Here is a 22,090-nt window from a genome sequence, read left to right as displayed (position 1 = left end):
CGGCACGGGCCGGCCGAACCGGCACGCCGCGCTCACCCCGGCCGGCCGCCGCGCGGCGACGCGCCGGCGATACGATTTCGGCGATTTCATCGGCCGACCGCATGCGCGGCGAGGTGCTGACGGATCAGCGACAGGTAGCGATCGCCGACCGAGAAGTCGCGTGCGGCACGCGGCCGTTCCGCCTGGCGCAGCGTGGCCGGCGCGCTCATGCCCAGATACCGGCATACCGCCGACGGAAAGGGCTTGCGCGTATGCCCGAGCTGGCGCGCCGCGCGCTCGACGCGGGCGTCGCCGACCTGCGCACGCAGCCATGCCAGTACTTGGCGATCGGTGTCGTTGACGATACGGACCAGATGTTCCATCGCGCACCTCACTGTTCATAAATACAGTACTGTAAATATAACCAGTATTCGAGGCGGCCGCAAGCGGGCGCGCATGCGCCTGGCCGTTCGGCCAGGGTCAGCGTGCCGGCGCGGCGGTCCGGACGACCGGCGGGCCGGCGATCCGGGCGGCACGTGCCGCGGGAGCCGCGGGTGCGGCGGGCGTGACGAGATTCGCGTAGCGTGCGTCGGTCAGCGTGCCGAGGAACGCGACGATGTCGTCGATTTCCGCGTCGGTCAGCGCGGGCGGCGTGCCCGGCCGGCGGTTCATCGGCGTCGAATTGACGTTGATGTTGCCGCGATACGCGGCCGGCACGTCGTCGAACGTTCTGGCGCCGTGATACCAGTAGCCCGGGTCGGTCGAGCGCGTGTTGTAGAACGCGACCGCGTCGCGCAGCGTCGTGAACACGCCGTTGTGCATGAACGTCTGCTTGACCGCGACGTTGCGCAGCCCCGGCGTGCGCAGGTAGCCGCACCACTGCGTCGGCTCGGGCCAGCGCAGCCGCGTTGCCGTGTCGCACAGGCCGTTGTCGAAATGGCGCGGATCGCGGTTCGCGGGCAGCGCACGGTTGCGCGGCACCGCGATCGCGTCGTAGCCGAAATCGGTGAAGAGCGAGCGCTCCGGCCGGCTCGACGTCTCCGACAGCGTATGGCAGCTCATGCAGTTGCCCTTGTCGGGATTGCGGAACAGCGCCAGGCCGCGCATCTCGGCGGGCGCGAGCGGCTTGCGCGTGCGCAGGAACGCGTCGAAGCGCGAGGTGAACGGTGCCATGTCGTCGCTCTGCAGATAGGCCTCCACGGCGGAGCCCAGCGCGCGCACCAGTTGCTCGGGATCGCGCCGCACCGATGCGCCGAAGCGCGCGGCCAGATCGCCGGCCAGTTCGGTGCCGTCGACCTTGCGCAGCAGCGCGGCCGGCGACCGGTTGTTCATCTCGTTCGGATCGAACAACGGCCCGCGGATCTGTTCGGCGAGCGTGTTCGCGCGGCCGTCGCTGAAGAGGCCGCCGAACGGCGACGGCGCGGGCGCGTCGTCGTCCTGGTAGAAGTGGCGGCGCGGCACGTAGCGCACGTAGAGCAGCGACGGCGCGTTGCGCTGGCTGAAGCGCCCGTGGCGGCTGCCTTCCGGCACGCCCGGCCCCGCGAGCGAAGCCGCCGACAGCGTCGGCGCGAAGGCGCGCGCCGGATCGTGGCAGCCCGCGCACGACATGCCGCGCGGCTTGGACAGCCGCGGATCGAAGAAGATCCGGCGGCCGAGCGCGACGAGCGTCGGGTCGGGCGCGAAATGGGCAGTCGCCGCGTCGACCTTGCCGGTCACCTGCGGCGTGCCGTTGCCGATCGTGCCGACGACGCGCGCTGGCGGCGCGCCGGGCAGCAGGGTCGTGTCGGACGGTGCGGCGTGGGCTGCGAGCGCCACACCGGTGAACACGGCGGCGGCAAGTACGCGTACCGTCCGGCCGGTGCCGGCGACCGGCACCGACGCGCAAACCGAACGCTCGGCGCAAGCCGCGGACGAAACCGGCCGCCTCCGCGATCCGGCCATCCGTCGCCGGCGGCCGTTCGAACCCGTCAAACCGTCATGCAGTCGAACTTCGTCGCTCACGGCGTGATGAACCCCGTCTTGTCGCATGCGAGCGTCGTGCCCGACTGGTCGCACGACGCGAGCAGCTTGCCCGCCGCCGAATACGCATGGAACACCCAGCCCGTCGCCGGCGCCGCGCGTCGCTCCATGATCAGGAAGCCGAAGCTGTTGTTGTGCGACAGCCGCTCGATCACGGCGCCCGGCGCGGGCGTCAGGCCGGCCGGGAACGGATCGGGCAGCGCGACGTCGAGGTTGTCGCCGCCGTTGCCGGACACGATCGTCGCCGGATGTCCGGACGAGAAATTGATCGCCTGGAAGTCGTGCACGTGCCCGTGCAGCGCGACGTGGATGCCGGGCGGGTAATACGCCTGCGCGTTCAGGCTCGACATCACCGACTGCAGCGCGAGGTTGCCCGGCGCCGGCGTGCTGCCGGCGATCGGCGCGAACGCGAGGATCGGATGGTGGTTCGTGAAGATCGTCGTCGTCATGCCGGCCTTCGAGGCGAGCGACGCGACCGTCTGGAACTGCTTCTGGTAGATGCGGAATTGCGCATCGGTCGTCTTCAGCGGATTGCGGCCGACCTTCGCGGTATCGAACACGATCACCTGCGTGCCGCCGCCGAGCGATACGGCATAGGGATCCGAGTAGTTCGCGTCGTTGTCGTTGGCCGGATCGTCGCACGAACGGGCCGCCGCATACGGCCGCGGATCGAGGAAGCGGTACCAGCCCTGGCCGGCCCGCGCGCATTCCTCGTGGTTGCCGCGCACGAGCACCCACGGCGCCTTCGCGAACAGCGGCGCGGCCGGGCGGAACAGGTCGGCCTGCCACGTGTCCCAGCCGTAGCCCCACGGGCTGTCCTTGCAGCCGGCGATGTCGGGCGGGCATGCATTCTCGCGGTAGTGATAGTCGCCGACGTGCAGCACGAGGTCCGGCGACAGCTTCGCGACGCTCGCCGCGATCGTGCCGAACGGCCAGACCGTCGCGTCGTTGCACGCCTGCCATGCGTTGTCGGCCTTCTTCATCCGGCAGCCGGTGTCGGCGATGATCGCGATGCGCTGCGGCTGCGCTTTCGGCAGCGGCAGCGCGCGGCCCGCGACGCTCGCCGTCTGCGCATCGGCCGGCAGCGTCGTTTCGCAGACGGACACCGGGAAGCTCGACGGTTTCGAGTCGGCCGGGTCGCTGGCGGTCGTTCGTTGCGCGACGGTCGCGGCGCCGGCGCGCAGCGTCATGCGCGACAACTTGCCGTCGACGGACAGTTGCGGACACAGCGGATCGCTCGCGGACGCGGGCCGGTAGTTCGTGATCACGCGCGCGATCGCCTGGTTCGCATCGCCGATCTCGACCCACGCGGCCTCGACGTTGATCGCGGCACTGGCCGGGTCGGCAGGCGTATCGATGTGATTCGAACACGCGGACAGCGCCGCGAGGGCAACAAGCGGAGCGCAGCGCACGAACAGCGCGCACGAGAGGAATCGTCGCATGGGAGGCACCGTGGGAAAGCCGTCAACGATACGCAACACGAATGTAAGAAATGTGAAAAGCGCGGGACGGCAGGCGCTCGACGCACGTTCGTATCGCGGTCGCGGCCTTGACCTCAAGCCGGCTTGAAGCAGCATAGTCCGGATCACGGTCAACGACGTGGACAAAAGGAGAATCGACGATGAAAGACAACCGGGCAAACGAAGCGCAGTCTGCGCTGTGGAACGGTCCGTCGGGGCTTGCGTGGGTCGACGCGCAGCGTTCGCTCGACCGGATGTTCGAGCCGTTCGAGACACGGCTCGCGGACGCGGCGGTGGCGGCGTCCGCCCGCAGTGTGCTCGACGTCGGTTGCGGCACGGGCGCGGTGACCCTCGCGATTGCACGGCGGCTTGGCGCGCACGCGCACTGTACGGGTGTCGACATCTCGGCGCGGATGATCGCCGCCGCACGGGCACGCGCCGCACGCGACGGCGCTGACGTCGGCTTCGTGCAGGCCGACGCGCAGACCCAGGCGTTCGCGCCTGGCCGGTTCGACCTGATCGTGTCGCGTTTCGGCGTGATGTTCTTCGACGATCCGGTTCGCGCGTTCGCGAACCTGCGGCGTGCGGCGCGCGCGAACGCGCAATTGCGATTCGTCGCATGGCGCGGCGCAAGCGAAAACCCGTTCATGACGACGGCCGAACGCGCCGCGGCGCCATTGCTGCCGAACCTGCCGGCGCGGCAGCCCGGCGCGCCGGGGCAATTCGCGTTCGGCGACCGGCAGCGGATCGCGTCGGTGTTGTCGGACAGCGGCTGGGCCGAGATCGCGATCGAGGCGATCGACACGGCATGTGCGTTGCCGGCGTCCGCGCTCGACGACTATATCGCGCGGCTGGGCCCGGTCGGGCTCGCGCTTCAGCACGCGGACGACGCGACGCGGCGTCGAGTGATCGAGACGGTTCGCGCCGAGTACGACGGCTACCTGCAGGGCGCGGACGTGCGCTTCGACGCCGCGTGCTGGCTCGTCACCGCGCGTGCGCCGTCTGCATGACGCATCGGGAGAAGGGCGGCGGCGCGACGTTCGGCACGCGCGTTGTCGTTTGCGCGTGACCAGGCCGCGCCGTGCGAAGGGCGTGTATTAGCCGCGCCTCGCGCGCAACATCAGCCATGCGCAGCCGGCCGCAACGAGCGCGAGCCCGAGCAGCACCGCCTCGACGCCGAGCGCGAAACCCGGCGGCATTTCGCCGCTGTTCGGCACCGGCGACAGGTTCGCGGTTATCGCGATGGCGCCACCGGCCAGCAGCGCGATGCAGATGATCCAGTAGACCTTGTCGCGCGGCGCGGCGGTGCGAATGCGCCATAGCGCGAGGCCGACGCCGCCGAGGTACAGCACCGCGAGCGTGGCGAGTGCGACGACGTCGCCGGTGCGGTCGTTCAGGAGGGCGTTCATCGTGCGGCTCCGTCGGGTGCCGCGCGCTGGCTCGACGCGATGAACGCGACGGTCTCGTTCATTCGGCCTCCGTTGCGTGCCCTGGCGCGCGGCTCAGCAGATGCGTGCGCTGGTCGGCCGCGAGCGAGACGTAGCGTTCGTATTGACGCAGCACGTCGGCGATCAGTTCGTCGCCGCGCAGGTATTCGACGTCGTAACCGAGCCGGCCATCCTCGAAGAACGTGACGATGCCGTACACGTGCGGACGCGCCGCTTCCGGCTCGGCCGCCTCGCGTACGAGGAACGCGGCCGCGGATTTCGCCGTCACGCGCGCGCCGTAGACGAAGTCGCGGTGTTCCGCGGTCGGCACGGTCAGCCGCACCGCGTATTCGCTGTCGCGCTGCACGTGCGCGTCGACGCCGCCCGCACGCAACTCGTCGGCGACTTTGCGCAGCGCGGGCTCGACGGTATCCGCGACGAACTGGCGTGCGTCGGCCTCGGTCGTTTGCCGCAGGATGTGCGTCAGGCGATGACGCCAGTGCTGGCCGGTCCAGAAGCTCGTCGCGGGCGCGACGTCCTGCGAATAGTGCACGCGATCGGCCGCGAGCCCGCGCCACAGCCCGTAGCACAGCGCGAGCATGATCAAGGCAACCGGCAATGCGGCGATCAACGTCATCGCCTGCAGCGCGCCGAGCCCGCCCGCGACCAGCAGCACGGCCGCGGTCACACCCAGCAGCGCAGCCCAGAACAGCCGCTGCCAGACCGGCGAATGCGCGGCGCCGCGCGTCGCGATCTGGTCGATCACGAATGCGCCCGAATCGGCGGACGTGACGAAGAACACCGCGATCAGCACGATCGCGACGATCGACAGCAACTGCGGCAGCGGCAGGAAATCGAAGAAACGGAACAGCAACGCATCGACATTGCTCGCCGTTTGCGCGAGCGCACCGGCCGCGCCGTGCGTGTCGAGCCAGATCGCGCTGTTGCCGAACACCGTCATCCACACGAGATTGAATGCGGTCGGCACGAGCAACACGCCGATCACGAACTGTCGGATCGTGCGGCCGCGCGAGATCCGCGCGATGAACATGCCGACGAATGGCGACCACGATATCCACCACGCCCAGTAGAGGATCGTCCAGCCGCCGAACCAGCCTTCCTCGCGCGGCGGGGCGTACGCATAGGTGCGGAACGACAGGTCGACGAGATTCGACAGGTACTGGCCGATGTTGTCGCCGAGCGCGCGCAGCAGGAACGACGTCGGGTCCGCGACGACCACGAATGCGAGCAGCAGGAACGCCAGCAGCAGGTTCAGCTCGGACAGCCGCCGCACGCCCTTGTCGAGGCCGCTCGCGGCCGATGCGCCGGCCAGGATCACGACGATCACGACGAGCCCGATACGGAACGCGTTCCCGCTCGTATCCCAGCCGGCGACCCCATGCAGGCCCGCGCTCAACTGCATCACGCCATAGCCGAGCGTCGTCGCGATGCCCGCGACCGTGCCGACCAGCGCGAACGCGTCGACCGTGTGGCCGATCCAGCCGTTCACGCGCTCGCGCAGCACCGGATACAGCCCGGAGCGCAGCGTCAGCGGCAGGTTGTAGCGGAAGCCGAAGTACGCGAGCACGAGCCCCATCAGCCCGTAGATCGCCCACGCATGGAAGCCCCAGTGGAAGAAGGTCATCAGCATCGCCTCGCGCGCGGCGGCAGGCGTGCCGGGGTCGACGGTCGGCGGCTTCAGGAAGTGCTGCATCGGCTCGCCGACGCCGAAGTACATGAGGCCGATCCCCATGCCTGCCGCGAACAGCATGGCCGTCCACGACAGGAAGCTGAACTCGGGCTCGGCGTCGTCCGGGCCGAGCCGGATGTGGCCGAAGTCGCTCGCCGCGATCAGCACGAGAAACACGAGGAAGGTGGTGACAGCGAGCACGTAGAACCAGTCGAAACGCGCGACGACCCATTGCTGGCCGGAGGAGAACAGCGCACCGGCTTCGTTCGGGTGCAGCGCGCACACGATGAGCAGGGCGCCGATGACCGCGAGCGCGGGCAGCACGACCTGCGGCTTGAACGTCGTGCGGGGCGAGGGACGGGATTCTGGCATGGCAGGCATCCAGTTGTGGGCGCAACGAGGCGCGACGCCGCCCGGCGCGCACGTCGCGCGTCGGACCCTGATACGGCGTGCGTCGAGTGTACCGCGGTGTCAGGACTGCAAGAAGGGGCATGCAGCAGGGATCAACCTGACGAATTGTAAGGTATCGGGGCGATCGCGAAAACCCGCACGCTGCGTGCAGCGTGCGAAAGGAAGAGGGCGAGGAACGGAAACCGGCCCCGGACGATGCGGATCGTCCGGGGTCGGAAGTGGGCGATGCGCGGCCGTGAAGGTTCAGAATGTCACGGCGATACCGGCCATGCCGACGAACTGACCGTGCGTCGTCGACGGCGTGAGCTGCTGCGAATCGCCGACGATCGGCGCCGCGTCGACGATGTGGCCGGCGCCCTGCGCGCCGAGCGTCTGTCCGCTCGAATGCGTGTATGCCTGCAGCGCATAGAGCGTCGTGCGCTTCGACAGGCTGTACGACTCCTTCAGCGAATACTGCTGGTAGCGGGCCGCGTTCGACACGCCGTTCGCCTTCGACGCGAGCGTGTACGCGAACGCGCCGGCCACCGAGAACGTCGGCGTGAAGCGGTACGCGGCGAGCGCGCCGTAGGTGTTGAACACGGCCGTGTCCGTGAACGCGGAACCGTTGCCGGGCAGGTACTTCACGTTCGAGTAGTTGACGCCCAGCGTCAGGTCGCCGAGCGTGTAGTTGCCGGCGGCCGCGACCTGCTCGACGGCCTTCGCGGTCAGGTAGCCCTGGTTCAGCACGGACACCGCGAAGCTGCCCGATGCCGCGGTCGCCGGGTTCAGGAAACCCGTCGACGAACCCGAGCTGTTGACGCGCAGGTAGCCGGCCGCGATTCCGACCGGCCCGTTCGCATAGCGCAGCGCGGCGCTGAACGTGTTGCCCTTGCCGGTCGCGCCGGCAATGCCGCCGAACGCGTACATCGCGCTCGCGGTCAGTCCGGAGAAGGTCGGCGACGTGTATGTGACCGAGTTGTTCACGCGGATCGTCGTGTCGAGGCCGTCGATGTCGCCCGGATGCGCGCCTGTCGCACCGGTCAGCCAGCTGCTCGACGCGTACGGGCCGACCAGCAGGAAGTAAGGTGTGTACTGGCGGCCGGCAGTCACCGTGCCGTAGTGATCGTTGCGCAGCCCCACGTATGCCTGGCGATTGAAGATCGTGCCGGCGGCCGCTTGCGCGCCGGTGTTGAGGTTGAAGCCGGATTGAAGGTCGAAGATCGCGTGCGTGCCGCCGCCGAGATCCTCGTCGCCGCGCAGCCCGAACTTCGACGCATACAGGTTGCCGTCGCGCATGTAGATGTTCGAGTGGCCCTGCTGGTTGTTCACGTACGCGAGCGAATCGTCGACCACGCCGTACAGCGTCACGCTACTCTGCGCATGGGCGGCGCAAGCGCCGAGTGTCGCGCCCGAAATAATCAGGATTGCATAACGGTGATGCGATGCTTTCATTGTCGATCTCCAAGTCTCTTCAAGGGAGCGGGAAGCTGAATGGCCTCCTCTTTGGTGGACGGGCAGGCCGCATGTCCGGCCCGCCCGATCAGGGAGCGGTGTCTGTGCGGCGGTGCGCGGTCAGTCGACGAGCGCCACGACGATGCGGCGCCACGCGCCGTCCCGCGCATCGTGTTCGACGCGCGCGCCGCGCACCGCCAGCGCACCTTGCAGCGACGCCGGCAGCAGAAGCTCGACGCGCTCGGCGGGGCGGGCCATGCGGCCGTCCCAGCGGACCGACACGCCGAGTTCGCCAGATGCCTGGCGTCCGGCCTCGATGCGCCACAGCCCGTACTCGCCGTCGCGCCACGCTTCCGTTTCGCCGTCGTCCTCGACGCATTCGCCGTACGCGACACCGTCCTCGCTGCGCGGCGCGACGATGAAGCCGCGCGTGTCGGCGCGTGCGCCGAAGCGTTGCTCGGCGACGTTCAGCGGCAGCACACGGCCTTCGCGCAACAGCATCACCGGCGTGTCGAGCGGCGCGGGCAGCGTCACGCTCGCGCCGCCGTCGAACGACTGCGCGCTCGCGCAGCACATCCAGCGCGCGCCGGACGGCAGGTAGACCGTGCGCTCCGTGCGGCCCGGGTCGACGACCGGCGCGACCAGCAGCGCGTCGCCGAGCATCATGTCGTCGCACGCGTCGTAGCAGCGCGCGTCGCCGGGGAAGTCGCCGAAGGTCGGCCGCAGCACCGGTTCGTAGCGCGTGGTCGACAGCCACAGCAGGTGATAGAGATACGGCAGCAGCCGGTAGCGCTGCTTGATCAGCGACGCGATCTGCGCGGTGATCTCCGGATACATCCACGGTTCGTTGACGGTGCCGTCGTCATTCCACGAATGGATGCTGAAGCGCGGCATGAAGATGCCGAACTGCACCCAGCGCAGCAGCAGCTCGGGCGACGGCGCGGGACCGGAGAAGCCGCCGATGTCGTGACCGATGTTCGACACGCCCGACAACGCGAGCCCGAGGCCCATCTTCAGGTTGTAGCGCAGCGTTTCCCACGACGTGTAGTTGTCGCCGGACCAGGTCTGCACGTAGCGCTGCATGCCGGCGCCACCCGAGCGTGACACGAGGAACGGCCGCTGCGCCGGCGCATGCGCGCGCTGCGCTTCGCGCGACGCGCGCATCATCAGCATCGTCTGCAGCACCTTCGCCTCGCGCGCGGGGAACGGCTCGCCGAAGCCGTGCGCGATCGCGTCGGGCGACCAGATCTCGTATTCGTTGTTGTCGTTCCAGGTCGACTCGATTCCGTAGTCGAGCAGTGCCGACGTGACCTGCTCGCGCCACCAGCGGTACGCATCCGGCTGCGTGAAGTCGAGATACGCGCCGACCTCGTCCCAGAACTGCACCCACGCCGGCTCGCCGGACGCCGAGCGGATCAGCAGCCCACGCTGTGCAGCGTCGTCGAAAGCGGGGTGGTCGCGCAGCAGGCACGGCTTGATGTTCGCGCACAGGCGGATGCCGTGGTCGCGGTAGTGCTGCACGAAACCCTTCGCGTCGGGAAACTTGTCGCGATTCCAGTTGAACACGTAGCGCTTCGCGCCGATCGACGTATAGCCCGACGACAGGTGGAACGAGTCGCACAGGATGTCGTGCGCGTCGCACTGCTCGACGAACTGGTTCATCTGCCGCTGCGCGTCCGGCGCGTCGGTGTAGCTCATCGTCGAGCCTGAATAGCCGAGCCCCCACTTCGGCGTGCGCGCCGGGCGCCCGGTGAGCCACGTGAAGCGCCGTGCGGCCGTGAGCGGCGTGTCGGGCGACGCGATGAAGTAATAGTCGAGATCGCCGTGCTCGGCGACGAAGTAGCGGTACGGCCCGTGGTAGTTGTCGAGTTCGCGGCCCATGTCGAACGCGCAATCCGACAGCGTGTCGTAGAACAGCCCGAAGCCCTGGCACGCGTCGGGCGACCAGGTCACGTAGAACGGGATGTGCTTGTAGAGCGGGTCGGTGTGCTTCGCGCTGTAGCCCATCGCGTCGATGTTGCGCATCTCGAAGCGCGCGCCGGTGCGGTCGAGGGCGCCCGCGCGTTCGCCGAGGCCGAACACCTGGTCGCCGCGCTCGCGTGCGACGTAGTGATAGGCGCGGTCGTCCCACCAGCCGAAGTTGTACGCCTGCGTCGCGCGGTCGGCGAGCACGACGCGCCACGCGCCGTCGGCGCCGCGCATCGACCACGTGCAATGGCCGCCTTGTCGGTTCACGGCGAGTCGGACCCGGGCGGTTTCAATGCGCACGCTGCTGTCGTCTTCAACGAAGTCGTAGGCCGGCAGCGCGAAGCCGCTCAGGTCGAGGCGGTCGCGCCCTTCGAGCGGCACATCGTCGAGGCCCGGTGCGATCGTCCACGTGCGCGGATTGCGCGGCAGCGCGTCGGGCAGCACGCGCACACGCACGATGTCGTCCTCGAGCACGAAGATCTCGAGGGTCGCGCCCGCGCCGGACGCGAGCAGCACACGGTTCGCCTGCCGGTCGGCGACGCGGAACACGGGCGGATGAAGAAGCGAAGTCATGAAGGCGATTCCTGGTGAGAACGGATGTCAGGCGTGCTGCGCGAGCAGGCGTTCCTGCTTCGACTGCCCACGGATCAGCACCGCGAGCAGCGTGACGCCGATGATGTCGAACAGGCCGAGGCACGCGAACAGCGGCGCGTAGCCGATCTTGTCGGCGAGCGCGCCGACCAGCAGCGAGAAGCCGAGCCCGCCGATCCACGCGGCCATTCCCGCGAAGCCGCTGGCCGTGCCGACTTCCTCGGGATCGAACACGTCGGCCGACAGCGTGTTGACGAGCGCGGAGATCATCTGGTGCGCGAAGCCGCCGACGCAGAACAGCGCAATGGCCGTGTACGGCGACGACACGAGCCCGATCATCGCCGGCCCGAGCATCAGCACCGCGCCGAGCGCGACGCCGGCGACGCGCGACCACACGAGCGGCAGCTTGAACCGGTTCGCGAGGTAGGGCGACAGGTAGCCGCCCGCGATACCGCCGAGGTCGGCCGCGAGAAACGGCATCCACGCGAAGACGGCAATCTGTGCAAGCGCCATGTGGCGCTCGGTGGCGAGGTACAGCGGGATCCAGAAGCTGAAGGTCTGCCACGCGGGTTCCGCGAAGAAGCGCGGCAGCGCGATCGCCCAGAAGCGGCGCGCGGTGACGACGTCGCGAATCCGGCGCTTCGACACGGCCGGCATCGTGGTCTGGCCGTCGCGGATCAGCGTGCGCTCCTGCGACGTGATGCGCGGATGGTCGGCCGGCGACCGGTACTGCGTGTACCACAGCGCGGCCCATGCGAAGCCGAGCGCGCCGGTGACCATGAATGCGGATTGCCAGCCGAACCGCATCGAGATGAACACGACGAGCGGCGGCGCGATCGCGGCGCCGAGCGACGTGCCCGCGTTGAAGTAGCCGACCGCGACGGATTTCTCGCGATCCGGAAACCATTCGGCGACGGCCTTCATCCCCGATGGAATCGCGGCGGCCTCGAACAGCCCGAGCAGGCCGCGCAGGACGCCGAGCGACAGCCAGCCCGATGCGAAGCCGTGCGCGACGCCGACCACCGACCACAGCATCGCGAACAGTGCGAATCCGAGCCGCAGCCCGATCAGGTCGACGACGAACCCGCACACCGGCTGCATGATCGTGTAGCCGATCTGGAACGCGCCCACGATGTACGAGTACTGCTGCGTCGAGATCGCGAATACCTGCTTGAGCTCCGGTGCGAGCACCGCGAGGGAATTTCGCGCGAGGTAGTTGAGGATCGTGCCGAGACATACGAGCACGATGATCCACCAGCGCAACGCCTTGACTGTTTTCACTGCTGTCTCCTGATCCATGCAAGCCGCCTGTCCGGGACGTCTTGCCCTGTCTTATTTGTACGATGTCCGATCTTGGTGGGCGCCGATCCGCCTGATTTTTGCCGGAACAGCCGCATTCGATCGAACATTTCGCTGCGGTTGAAAGCCTATGTTATCTGACGACTGATCATTTTCGAACATCCTATGTTCGAATTCGAATCCGGTCAACGTGAATCTGCATTCGAACGAACGTTCTCGGGGTTTTCCCGGCAGATGGGCGGACAAGGGTGGCCGCGACATACGGAGCCTGCGTGCCGAACGCCGGCGGATCGGGGTGGGCGGCCGTCGTACGACCGGCCCGGCCGGACGGACACGGCAGGATCGTGACAACCCTGATGAAAATTTATTTTTTTCCGGTCGATAGATTGTGTAAATTGATTTTCATCCACCTTGCAAAACCTTTCGCATGACGCCTCTCGTTCCGCACGATGCCAGTCAGGACGAATCCTCGATCGCGGCGCGCATCGCGTCGGCCATGCCGCGGATGACGCCGATCCACCGCCGGATGGGCGAGTTCGTGCTCGCGAATCCGTTTCGCGCGGCGACGATGCGGATCGACGAGCTCGCGCAGGCGGTGAATGCGTCGATCGCGACCGCGAACCGCTTCGCGAAGGCGCTCGGCTTCGACGGCTATCCGGCGATGCGCGCGGCGCTCGTGCGCGGCTTCGAGGCGACGCTCGGTCCCGTCGAGCGGCTGCGATCCGCGCAGGAGCAAGAGCAGGAGCAGGGCGTGCGCGGCGCCGCGTGGATCGACGCGGTATTCGACCAGGCCGTCGCGAACATCGAGAACACGCGCGCGCAGCTGGACGCGGCCGATGTCGAGGCGGCCGTCGAGGCGATCGTCGGCGCGCGGCGCGTGCTGATCCTCGGCGCCGGTTCGAGCGCGTTTCTCACCGGGCTGATGGAACATGGATTGTCGGTGTGTCATGACAACGTGCAGTCGCTCGCGCTGCTCGGTGGCCCTTCGCATGCGGCGCGGCGCCTGTATACGGCCGACTCGCGCGATCTCGTGATCGCGCTCGCGTTTCCGCGCTACGTGAAGGACACGATCGAGCTGGCTCGCCGCGCGGCGGCGCGCGGCGCACGCGTGCTCGGCATTTCCGACGGGCCCGGTTCGCCGCTTGCGCCGATCGCGTCGCTGAATCTGTACGTGAAGGCCGAACGGCGTTTCGCGGCCACGTCGGAAGCGGCCGTGCTGACGATGATCGAGGCGCTGATCGACGCGGTCGCGCTGCGCACGCACCGCTCCGCGAAGTCCGCCGCCGAAATGACCGAATTCCTGTTGCCATGGCTGATCCAGCCGCAAGCGGCGCTGCCGGCCGCCAACCCTTCTTCCTCCGGGCCGAAAAAATCATGACTTCACCCGCGATCGTCGCGATTCACGGCGGTGCAGGCACGATCCTGCGCGATGCGATGGATACCGACACCGAACGCCAGTACCGCGCCGAGCTCACCGCGATCCTGCAGGCCGCGCAACAGGTGCTCGCCGACGGCGGCAGCGCGCTCGACGCCGTCACCGTCGCCGTGCGGATGCTCGAGGACTGTCCGCTGTTCAACGCCGGGCGCGGCGCCGTCTATACGGCGCAAGGCAAGCACGAACTCGATGCGGCGGTGATGGACGGCGCGACACTCGCGGCCGGCGCGATCTGCTGCGCGACCCGCGTGCGCAATCCGGTCCTCGCCGCACGGCGCGTGATGGAGGCGAGCGAGCACGTGCTGTTCGCCGGCGCGGGCGCCGACGCGTTCGCGGCCGCGCAGGGCCTCGAACTCGCCGAGCCCGGCTACTTCGATACCGAAGCGCGCCATGCGCAGTGGATCAAGGCGCGCGCGGCGGCGGCCGGCACGATGCTCGATCACGATGCCGCGACCTTCGCGTTCGGCGCCGGACAGGCGGCCGAGCCGCTCGATCCCGATCGCAAGCACGGCACGGTCGGCGCGGTCGCATGCGACCTCGACGGCCATGTCGCGGCGGCGACGTCGACCGGCGGCATCACGAACAAGCAGCCCGGACGCGTCGGCGATTCGCCGATCATCGGTGCCGGCTGCTACGCGGACGACGCGACCTGCGCGGTATCCGCGACGGGCACCGGCGAGATGTTCATCCGGCTCGCGACCGCGCACGACGTGGCCGCGCAGATCGCGTATCGCGGCGCATCGCTCGCCGACGCCGCGCACGACGCCGTGATGAACAAGCTGGCGCGCCTGGCCGGGCGCGGCGGGATCATCGCGGTCGATGGGCACGGCAACGTCGCGATGCCGTTCAACACGGAAGGGATGTATCGCGGCTATGCGCGCGTCGGCGAGACGCCCGTGGTCGGCATCTATCGCGACGATGCGGCCTGATTCCGGATCGCACGAGGAGACCTTCGCATGACTTCGAGCCGAACCCCGTCCGTGCTGGTGCTGCCGGAGCAGCGCGTCATCGCGGTCGACGACCTGTCGGTCATGTTCCGTCGCGAAACCGCGACGTTCGATGCGGTGCGCAACGTGTCGTTTCACGTCGATCGCGGCGAGACGCTCGCGATCGTCGGCGAGTCGGGCTCCGGCAAATCGGTGACGTCGCTCGCGCTGATGCGGCTCGTCGAGCACGGCGGCGGCGAGATCACGAGCGGCCGGATCGCGTTGCGGCGCCGAGGCGGTGCGATCGTCGATCTTGCGCAGGCGAGCGCGGCGACGATGCGCGGCATCCGCGGCGCGGACATCGCGATGATCTTCCAGGAGCCGATGACATCGCTGAACCCGGTGTTTACGGTCGGCGACCAGATCAGCGAGGCGATCGCGCTGCACCAGTCGAAGAGCGCGCCCGAGGCGCGCGCGGAAGCGTTGCGGCTGCTCGATCTCGTGCGCATCCCGGAGGCTCGCCGCGTGTTCGTGCGCTATCCGCACCAGTTGTCCGGCGGGATGCGCCAGCGCGTGATGATCGCGATGGCGCTGTCGTGCCGGCCCGCGCTCCTGATCGCCGACGAGCCGACGACCGCGCTCGACGTGACGATCCAGGCGCAAATCCTGCAACTGATCCGCGGCCTGCAGGACGAAATGAACATGGGCGTGATCTTCATCACGCACGACATGGGCGTGGTCGCCGAAGTGGCCGACCGCGTGCTCGTGATGTATCGCGGCGAGAAGGTCGAGGAGGGCGAGTCCGAGCGCATCTTCGCGACGCCCGCGCACCGCTACACGCGGGCGCTGCTGGCGGCCGTGCCGCGGCTCGGCTCGATGCAGGGCACCGATATTCCCGAGAAATTCCCGCTGCTGAAGGTGGACGGCGCGAGCGCCGCCGCGCCGGCGCCTGCCGCGAACGATGCGAGCGATGCGGCCGCAGTCCCCGCCGCCGGGCAGCCGCACGTCGATCCGGCCGCGCCGCCGATCCTGCGCGTGCGCGATCTCGTCACGCGGTTTCCGGTGAAGAGCGGCGTGTTCGGCCGCGTGTCGCAGTACGTGCATGCGGTCGAGCGCGTGAGCTTCGAGCTGCGCGCGGGCGAGACGCTCGCGCTCGTCGGCGAATCGGGCTGCGGCAAGTCGACCACCGGGCGTTCGCTGCTGCGCCTCGTCGAATCGCAGAGCGGCTCGATCGAATTCGACGGCCGCGACATCAGCGCACTGAAGGGCGCGGACCTGCAGGCGCTGCGCCGGAACATCCAGTTCATTTTCCAGGATCCGTTCGCGTCGCTGAATCCGCGCCTGACCGTCGGCTTCTCGATCATGGAGCCGCTGCTCGTGCACGGCGTCGCGAGCGGCCGCGACGCGCAGGCGCGCGTCGACTGGCTGCTCGACAAGGTCGGCCTGCCGCCGGAGGCCGCGCGCCGCTATCCGCACGAATTCTCGGGCGGCCAGCGCCAGCGGATCGCCATCGCACGCGCGCTCGCGCTGAACCCGAAGGTCGTGATCGCCGATGAATCGGTGTCCGCGCTCGACGTGTCGGTGCAGGCACAGATCGTGAACCTGATGCTCGACCTGCAGCGCGAGCTCGGCGTCGCGTACCTGTTCATCTCGCACGACATGGCGGTCGTCGAGCGCGTCAGCCATCGCGTCGCGGTGATGTATCTCGGCCAGATCGTCGAGATCGGCCCGCGCCGCGCGGTGTTCGAGGCACCGCAGCATCCGTACACGAAGAAGCTGATGAGCGCGGTGCCGGTGGCCGACCCCGCGCGCCGGCATGCGCCGCGCCAGCTCGCGGCGGACGAGATTCCGAGCCCGATCCGCGCGGCCGGCGACGATCCGCTCGTCGCGCCGCTCGTCGCGGTCGGCCCCGATCATTACGTCGCGACGCATCGCGTCGGCGGCGCGTATTGATTGCACGGCGAGTCGCATATGGACCGCAGCTGCGCACGCGCCAGGCAACGGCGTCATTTTCCCGAGCGGATGCACTCACGCCGCGATTTCCACCACGCGTTACCGAATCATCCACAGGAGCCAGACAAAATGAACAAGCCGCATTCGTTCCCGATGTTCCGTCCGCGCGCGTTCTTCGCCGCGGGGGCAGGCGCGCTCGCGCTGTCGGTCGCGGCGCCCGCGTTCGCGCAACAGAACGTCGTGGTCGCCGTGTACTCGACGTTCACGACGATGGACCCGTACGACGCGAACGACACGGTGTCGCAAGCCGTCGTCAAGTCGTTCTACGAGGGGCTGTTCGGTTTCGACAAGGACATGAAGCTCGTCAACGTGCTCGCGACGGGCTATGAGGCGAGCCCCGATGCGAAGACATATACGGTCAAGCTGCGCCCGGGCGTCAAGTTCCACGACGGCACCGACTTCAACGCGGCCGCGGTGAAGGCGAACTTCGACCGCGTGACCGATCCGGCGAACAAGCTGAAGCGTTACGGGCTGTTCCGCGTGATCGAGAAGACCGAGGTGGTCGATCCGATGACGGTGAGGTTCACGCTGCACGAGCCGTTCTCCGCGTTCATCAACACGCTCGCGCATCCGTCGGCGGTGATGATTTCGCCGGCCGCGCTGAAGAAGTGGGGGCGCGACGTGTCGCTGCATCCGGTCGGCACGGGCCCGTTCGAGTTCGTCGAATGGAAGCAGACCGACGACATGAAGGTGAAGAAGTTTGCCGGCTACTGGAAGAAGGGCTATCCGAAGGTCGATTCGATCGACTGGAAGCCGGTGGTCGACAACAACACGCGTGCCGCGCTGCTCAAGACCGGCGAGGCGGATTTCGCGTTCACGATTCCGTTCGAGCAGGCGGCCGACCTGAAGAGCAATCCGAAGGTCGAGCTGATCGAGCGGCCGTCGATCATCCAGCGCTACATCTCGCTGAACACGCAGAAGAAGCCGTTCGACAATCCGAAGGTGCGTGAAGCGCTGAACTACGCGGTCAACAAGGAAGCGCTCGCGAAGGTCGTGTTCGCCGGCTATGCGACCCCGCAGACGGGTGTCGCGCCGGTCGGCGTCGAATATGCGACGAAGCTCGGCCCCTGGCCGTACGATCCGGCGAAGGCGCGCGCGCTGCTGAAGGAGGCCGGCTATCCGAACGGCTTCGAATCGACGCTCTGGTCCGCGTACAACCATTCGACGGCGCAGAAGCTGATCCAGTTCGTCCAGCAGCAGCTCGCGCAGGTCGGCGTGAAGGTGCAGGTGCAGGCGCTCGAGGCCGGCGAGCGGGTCGCGAAGGTCGAGAGCGCGCAGGATCCGGCGACGGCACCGGTGCGGATGTACTACAGCGGCTGGTCGGCGTCGACGGGCGAGGCGAACTGGGCGCTGTCGCCGTTGCTCGCGTCGACGTCCGCGCCGCCGAAGCTCTACAACACCGCGTACTACAAGAACGGTACCGTCGACGACGATCTCGCGAAGGCGCTCGAGACGACCGACAACACGAAGAAGGCCGCCCTGTACGCCGACGCGCAGAAGCAGGTGTGGGCCGACGCGCCGTGGATTTTCCTGGTGCAGGAGAAGATCGTCTATGCGCGCAGCAAGCGCCTGCACGGCATGTACGTGATGCCGGACGGTTCGTTCAACTTCGACGAAATCTCGGTGAAATGACGGCGGTTCGCCCGCTGTGCGGCGCCGGCGGCGCAAGCTGCCGGCGCGCTGATTCGATCGGTGCCCCATGCTGAATTTCCTCGTCAAACGCCTGTTCGGCCTGCTGCCCACGCTCGCGATCGTCGCGGTGCTGGTATTCCTGTTCGTGCACCTGCTGCCGGGCGACCCGGCGCGGCTCGCGGCGGGTCCCGAAGCCGACGACGCGACGGTCGCGCTGGTGCGTGCCGATCTCGGGCTCGACCGGCCGCTGCCCGCGCAGTTCGCGAACTTCTTCGTGAAGATCGCGCACGGCGATTTCGGCACGTCGACGCGCAGCAAGCGGCCGGTGTCGACCGAGATCGGCGAGCGCTTCATGCCGACGCTGCTGCTGACGCTCGTCAGCATGGTGTGGGCGACGGTGTTCGGGATGGCGATCGGGATCGCGTCGGCGGTGTGGCGCAACCGCTGGCCCGACCGCCTCGGGATGACGATCGCGGTGTCGGGCATCTCGTTTCCGGCATTCGCGCTCGGCATGCTGCTGATGGAAATCTTCTCGGTGAAGCTCGGCTGGCTGCCCGTCGTGCCGGACGGCACGTGGAAGAGCTATGTGCTGCCGTCGCTGACGCTCGGCGCCGCGGTCGCGGCGGTGATGGCGCGCTTCACGCGCGCGTCGTTCGTCGAGGTGCTCAACGAGGACTACGTGCGCACCGCGCGCGCGAAGGGCGTGCACGAGCCGCTGGTCGTGCTCAAGCACTGCCTGCGCAACGCGATGATCCCGGTCGTCACGATGATGGGGCTGCAGTTCGGCTTCCTGCTCGGCGGCTCGATCGTCGTCGAGGCCGTGTTCAACTGGCCGGGGCTCGGGCGCCTGCTGGTCGACGCGGTGACGATGCGCGACTACCCGGTGATCCAGGCGATCGTGCTGCTGTTCTCGCTCGAGTTCATCCTGATCAACCTGACCGTCGACGTGCTGTACGCGGTCATCAACCCGACCATCCGGTTCAAGTGAGGCGCGCATGAACGCGACTGTCCAGCCCGCGGCGTCGGCCGCATCGACCGCGATCCGCACGCCGTGGCGTGAGTTCTGGCGCAAGTTCCGCAAGCAGACCGTCGCGCTCGTCGCGGGCGGCTTCGTGCTGGCGCTCGTCGTGCTGGCGTTCGCCGGCCCGCACATCGTGCCGTTCGATCCGGAAAACTATTTCGACTACGAAGCGCTGAACGCGGGGCCGTCGGCCGTGCACTGGTTCGGCGTCGACTCGCTCGGCCGCGACATCTTCAGCCGGATCGTCACCGGCACGCGCATCTCGCTCGCGGCCGGCTTCTTCTCGGTCGCGCTCGGCGCGCTCATCGGCACGTTCTTCGGGCTGCTCGCCGGCTACTACGAAGGCTGGTGGGACCGCATCACGATGCGCGTGGCCGACGTGCTGTTCGCGTTCCCGGGGATCCTGCTCGCGATCGGCGTGGTCGCGATCCTCGGCAACGGGATGATCAACGTGATCTGCGCGGTCGCGATCTTCAGCATCCCGGCGTTCGCGCGGCTCGTGCGCGGCAACACGCTGATGCTCAAGCACATGACCTACGTGGAGGCCGCACGCAGCATCGGTGCGTCCGACTGGACGATCATCATGCGGCACATCCTGCCGGGCACCGTGTCGTCCGTCGTCGTCTACTTCACGATGCGGATCGGCACGTCGATCATCACGGCCGCGAGCCTGTCGTTCCTCGGGCTCGGCGCGCAGCCGCCGACGCCGGAGTGGGGCGCGATGCTCAACGAGGCGCGCGCGGACATGGTGACCGCGCCGCACGTCGCGATCTTCCCGAGCCTCGCGATCTTCCTGACCGTGCTCGCGTTCAACCTGCTCGGCGACGGGCTGCGCGACGCGCTCGACCCGAAGCTGGAGCGCCGCTGATGGGTGCAGTCCCCATGTGGGCCGCGACGCTGCCGGCCGGGCCGCGCGGCACGATCGCCGACGTGTCGGGCGTCACGGTCGGCCATGCGACGCTCGATGCCGGTGACGTGCAGACGGGCGTGACCGTCGTGAAGCCGCACCCGGGCGACCCGTACCGCAGCAAGGTGCCGGCCGGCGCGGCCGTGATCAACGGCTTCGGCAAGAGCGTCGGGCTCGTGCAGGTCGACGAGCTCGGTACGCTCGATACGCCGATCGCGCTGACCAACACGTTCGCAGTCGGCGCGGTCGCACAGGCACAGATCCGCGCCGCGATCGCGCAGAATCCGCGGATCGGCCGGGACTGGCCGACCGTCAACGCGCTCGTGTTCGAGTGCAACGACGGCTATCTGAACGATATCCAGGCGTTCGCGGTGACGGCCGCGCATTACGACGACGCGTGCCGCACGGCGGCGCGCGACTTCGCGCGCGGCGCGGTGGGCGCCGGGCGCGGGATGTCGTGTTTCGACCTGAAGGGCGGGATCGGCTCCGCGTCGCGCGTGGCCGTCGCGGCCGGCCGGCCGTATACGGTCGGCGCGCTGGTGCTCGCGAATTTCGGCAGGCTGCCGATGCTGACGCTCGACGGTGTGCCGCTCGGGCGCATCGTCGCGCAGCGGCGTGCCGCTGCAGCCGCGCACGCGGCGCCGCCCGAGCAAGGCTCGATCATCCTGCTGCTCGCGACCGATGCGCCGCTCGACGCGCGGCAACTGTCGCGGCTCGCCCGCCGCGCGGGCGCGGGCCTGGCCCGCACCGGCTCGGTCTACGGGCACGGCAGCGGCGACATCGCGCTCGCCTTTTCCACCGCGTATACGATCGCGCACGATGCGTCGAGCGTCGCGCTGCCGGCCCTCGTGGCCGATGCGGCGCTCGATCCGCTGTTCATGGCCGCGGCCGAGAGCGTCGAGCAGGCGATCGCCGACGCGCTGCTGCAGGCCGTGACCGTGGCCGGGCGCGACGGCCACGTGCGGCAATCGCTGCGCGACGCGGTGCCCGATCTCGAATGCCTGTTCAACGACGACAACGAAGGACGTCATCCCCCGTCATGAAGATCCTGATCTCGACCGACATCGAAGGCGTCGCCGGTGTGTTCGCCACCGAGCAGACGCGTGCCGGCAATCCGGAATACGAACGCGCGCGCCGCTGGATGACCGCCGAGGCGAACGCGGCGCTCGAAGGCGCGTTCGCGGGCGGCGCGCAGACCGTCTGGGTCAACGACTCGCACGGCGGCTTTCGCAATCTGCTGCCCGACGGGCTCGATGCGCGTGCGCGCGTCGTGCTCGGCAAGCCGCGCACGCTCGGGATGATGGCGGGCCTCGAACAGCGGCCCGATCTCGTGTTCATGATCGGCTTTCACGCGAAATCGCAGACGCGCGGCGTGCTCGCGCACACCATCAACAGCTTCGCGTTCACGCAGGTGTGGCTGAACGGCGTCGAGCTCGGCGAGGCCGGGCTGTATGGCGCGCTGGCGCGCGAATACGGCGCGCACGTCGCGCTGGCGTCGGGCGACGACGTGTTCGCCGAGGAAACCCGGCCGCTGTTTCCGGACGCGCGGTTCGAGACGGTCAAGACGGCCGGCGGCGCATCGAGCGGCGATACGCTCACACCGGCCGCGTCCTGCGCGCGCATCGCGACCGCCGCACGCGAAACGGTCGCGCATGCGCTGTCGTCAGGCTGGCGCGCGAGCGCGCATCGGCCCGCGCCGGCCGCGTGCACGCTGCGCGTGCAAACGGCCGCGCTCGCCGATTTGTTCTGCGTGCTGCCGTCGCTCGAGCGGGTCGATGCGGTGACGCTGCGCTTCGACGGGCCGTCGGTCGAGCACGTCGTGCGCACGCTGAACAGCCTGTCGGCCATGTCGTTCATGCTGCGGTGATTCATGATGGAATT

Annotated in this window: 17 protein-coding genes; 9 read left to right on the top strand and 8 right to left on the bottom strand. The window is 68.6% G+C overall.

Features of this window, described 5'->3' with window-relative positions; all coding sequences use genetic code 11:
• Window positions 1–86 precede the first annotated feature (86 nt).
• From DIE22_RS13535 to DIE22_RS13525, 3 genes are all read right to left on the bottom strand, one after another.
• Window positions 87–362, bottom strand: a complete 276-nt coding sequence (locus DIE22_RS13535) for a hypothetical protein (protein ID WP_124605290.1) — start codon at window positions 360–362, stop codon at window positions 87–89.
• Window positions 363–459: 97 nt separating this feature from the next.
• Window positions 460–1,806, bottom strand: a complete 1,347-nt coding sequence (locus tag DIE22_RS13530) for a cytochrome-c peroxidase (RefSeq protein WP_260426663.1) — start codon at window positions 1,804–1,806, stop codon at window positions 460–462.
• 170 nt (window positions 1,807–1,976) lie between these two features.
• Window positions 1,977–3,440 carry a metallophosphoesterase family protein gene (locus DIE22_RS13525; RefSeq protein WP_124497943.1) on the bottom strand — a complete coding sequence of 488 codons (1,464 nt, stop codon included), beginning with the start codon at window positions 3,438–3,440 and terminating at the stop codon, window positions 1,977–1,979.
• Between the two features lie 179 nt (window positions 3,441–3,619).
• Between DIE22_RS13525 and DIE22_RS13520 the strand changes: the two genes are divergently transcribed.
• Window positions 3,620–4,468, top strand: coding sequence for a class I SAM-dependent methyltransferase (locus tag DIE22_RS13520; protein WP_124605288.1), 849 nt, complete (start codon window positions 3,620–3,622; stop codon window positions 4,466–4,468).
• 87 nt (window positions 4,469–4,555) lie between these two features.
• Here DIE22_RS13520 and DIE22_RS13515 read toward each other — a convergent pair whose 3' ends face one another.
• From DIE22_RS13515 to DIE22_RS13495, 5 genes are all read right to left on the bottom strand, one after another.
• A complete protein-coding gene (locus tag DIE22_RS13515) occupies window positions 4,556–4,867 on the bottom strand; it encodes a hypothetical protein (protein ID WP_124605287.1) in 312 nt (103 codons plus the stop codon).
• Window positions 4,868–4,925: 58 nt separating this feature from the next.
• Entirely contained in the window at window positions 4,926–6,947 is a 2,022-nt protein-coding gene (locus DIE22_RS13510; RefSeq protein WP_124605286.1) for a BCCT family transporter, read from the bottom strand.
• A gap of 282 nt (window positions 6,948–7,229) precedes the next feature.
• On the bottom strand, window positions 7,230–8,417 hold the full coding sequence (locus DIE22_RS13505; protein ID WP_124605285.1) for a porin: 1,188 nt from the start codon (window positions 8,415–8,417) through the stop codon (window positions 7,230–7,232).
• A gap of 120 nt (window positions 8,418–8,537) precedes the next feature.
• Complete coding sequence (locus DIE22_RS13500; protein WP_124605284.1) at window positions 8,538–10,958, bottom strand: glycoside hydrolase family 31 protein; 2,421 nt, start codon at window positions 10,956–10,958, stop codon at window positions 8,538–8,540.
• Between the two features lie 27 nt (window positions 10,959–10,985).
• Entirely contained in the window at window positions 10,986–12,257 is a 1,272-nt protein-coding gene (locus DIE22_RS13495) for an MFS transporter (RefSeq protein WP_124497949.1), read from the bottom strand.
• 445 nt (window positions 12,258–12,702) lie between these two features.
• Between DIE22_RS13495 and DIE22_RS13490 the strand changes: the two genes are divergently transcribed.
• The 8 genes from DIE22_RS13490 to DIE22_RS13455 all read left to right on the top strand — a co-directional run bounded on the left by DIE22_RS13490 (window position 12,703) and on the right by DIE22_RS13455 (window position 22,076).
• Complete coding sequence (locus DIE22_RS13490; protein WP_124605283.1) at window positions 12,703–13,653, top strand: MurR/RpiR family transcriptional regulator; 951 nt, start codon at window positions 12,703–12,705, stop codon at window positions 13,651–13,653.
• Window positions 13,650–14,639, top strand: a complete 990-nt coding sequence (locus DIE22_RS13485) for an isoaspartyl peptidase/L-asparaginase family protein (RefSeq protein ID WP_124605282.1) — start codon at window positions 13,650–13,652, stop codon at window positions 14,637–14,639. Before DIE22_RS13490 ends, DIE22_RS13485 begins: the two co-directional genes overlap by 4 nt.
• Before the next feature lie 27 nt (window positions 14,640–14,666).
• Window positions 14,667–16,589: a dipeptide ABC transporter ATP-binding protein gene (locus DIE22_RS13480; RefSeq protein WP_124605281.1), complete on the top strand. Its 1,923-nt coding sequence runs from the start codon at window positions 14,667–14,669 to the stop codon at window positions 16,587–16,589.
• A 129-nt stretch (window positions 16,590–16,718) separates the two neighbouring features.
• Entirely contained in the window at window positions 16,719–18,281 is a 1,563-nt protein-coding gene (gene gsiB, locus DIE22_RS13475; RefSeq protein WP_124605280.1) for a glutathione ABC transporter substrate-binding protein GsiB, read from the top strand.
• A 67-nt stretch (window positions 18,282–18,348) separates the two neighbouring features.
• A complete protein-coding gene (gene gsiC / locus DIE22_RS13470; protein WP_124497954.1) occupies window positions 18,349–19,269 on the top strand; it encodes a glutathione ABC transporter permease GsiC in 921 nt (306 codons plus the stop codon).
• 7 nt (window positions 19,270–19,276) lie between these two features.
• A complete protein-coding gene (gsiD, locus tag DIE22_RS13465) occupies window positions 19,277–20,170 on the top strand; it encodes a glutathione ABC transporter permease GsiD (protein ID WP_124605279.1) in 894 nt (297 codons plus the stop codon).
• A complete protein-coding gene (locus tag DIE22_RS13460) occupies window positions 20,170–21,252 on the top strand; it encodes a P1 family peptidase (RefSeq protein WP_124605278.1) in 1,083 nt (360 codons plus the stop codon). The genes gsiD and DIE22_RS13460 overlap by 1 nt, the downstream gene beginning before the upstream one ends.
• Window positions 21,249–22,076, top strand: coding sequence for a M55 family metallopeptidase (locus tag DIE22_RS13455; protein ID WP_124497957.1), 828 nt, complete (start codon window positions 21,249–21,251; stop codon window positions 22,074–22,076). The genes DIE22_RS13460 and DIE22_RS13455 overlap by 4 nt, the downstream gene beginning before the upstream one ends.
• Window positions 22,077–22,090: the final 14 nt, after the last annotated feature.

It is taken from the genome of Burkholderia sp. Bp9142, assembly GCF_003853415.1.
GTDB lineage: Bacteria > Pseudomonadota > Gammaproteobacteria > Burkholderiales > Burkholderiaceae > Burkholderia.
Note: the sequence above shows the minus strand (reverse complement) of the source record. Positions and strands in the feature narration are given on the sequence as shown.

Coding starts and splice junctions, on each gene's coding strand:
- gsiC (WP_124497954.1), top strand. CDS start 18,349: ATGCTGAATTTCCTCGTCAAACGCCTGTTCGGCCTGCTGCCCACGCTC.
- DIE22_RS13485 (WP_124605282.1), top strand. CDS start 13,650: ATGACTTCACCCGCGATCGTCGCGATTCACGGCGGTGCAGGCACGATC.
- DIE22_RS13525 (WP_124497943.1), bottom strand. CDS start 3,440: ATGCGACGATTCCTCTCGTGCGCGCTGTTCGTGCGCTGCGCTCCGCTT.
- DIE22_RS13455 (WP_124497957.1), top strand. CDS start 21,249: ATGAAGATCCTGATCTCGACCGACATCGAAGGCGTCGCCGGTGTGTTC.
- DIE22_RS13505 (WP_124605285.1), bottom strand. CDS start 8,417: ATGAAAGCATCGCATCACCGTTATGCAATCCTGATTATTTCGGGCGCG.
- DIE22_RS13490 (WP_124605283.1), top strand. CDS start 12,703: ATGACGCCTCTCGTTCCGCACGATGCCAGTCAGGACGAATCCTCGATC.
- DIE22_RS13500 (WP_124605284.1), bottom strand. CDS start 10,958: ATGACTTCGCTTCTTCATCCGCCCGTGTTCCGCGTCGCCGACCGGCAG.
- DIE22_RS13520 (WP_124605288.1), top strand. CDS start 3,620: ATGAAAGACAACCGGGCAAACGAAGCGCAGTCTGCGCTGTGGAACGGT.
- DIE22_RS13515 (WP_124605287.1), bottom strand. CDS start 4,867: ATGAACGCCCTCCTGAACGACCGCACCGGCGACGTCGTCGCACTCGCC.
- DIE22_RS13535 (WP_124605290.1), bottom strand. CDS start 362: ATGGAACATCTGGTCCGTATCGTCAACGACACCGATCGCCAAGTACTG.
- DIE22_RS13460 (WP_124605278.1), top strand. CDS start 20,170: ATGGGTGCAGTCCCCATGTGGGCCGCGACGCTGCCGGCCGGGCCGCGC.
- gsiD (WP_124605279.1), top strand. CDS start 19,277: ATGAACGCGACTGTCCAGCCCGCGGCGTCGGCCGCATCGACCGCGATC.
- DIE22_RS13510 (WP_124605286.1), bottom strand. CDS start 6,947: ATGCCAGAATCCCGTCCCTCGCCCCGCACGACGTTCAAGCCGCAGGTC.
- DIE22_RS13480 (WP_124605281.1), top strand. CDS start 14,667: ATGACTTCGAGCCGAACCCCGTCCGTGCTGGTGCTGCCGGAGCAGCGC.
- gsiB (WP_124605280.1), top strand. CDS start 16,719: ATGAACAAGCCGCATTCGTTCCCGATGTTCCGTCCGCGCGCGTTCTTC.